Raw genomic sequence first — 236 nt, 5'->3', positions numbered from 1 at the left:
GATGTGCGCTTCGTCGAGGACAACTGGGAAAACCCCACCCTGGGCGCCTGGGGACTGGACTGGGAGGTGTGGCTGAACGGCATGGAGGTGACCCAGTTCAACTATTTCCAGGAGGTGGGCAGCCTCCCGTGCCGCCCGGTCACCGGGGAGATCACCTACGGGCTGGAGCGGCTCGCCCTGTATCTCCAGGGCAAGGAGAGCGTGTTCGACCTGGTGTGGACCGATGGGGTCACCTA

General features: G+C 64.4%; 1 protein-coding gene. It reads left to right on the top strand.

The features are described 5' to 3' along the window. Positions 1-236, top strand: a 236-nt coding sequence (locus ACTFO6_RS19805) for a glycine--tRNA ligase subunit alpha (protein WP_439935998.1), incomplete at both ends; no start/stop codon positions are given.

Origin of the sequence: Pelomicrobium sp. G1, assembly GCF_051905455.1 — a bacterium.
GTDB lineage: Bacteria > Pseudomonadota > Gammaproteobacteria > Burkholderiales > UBA6910 > Pelomicrobium.
Note: the sequence above shows the minus strand (reverse complement) of the source record. Positions and strands in the feature narration are given on the sequence as shown.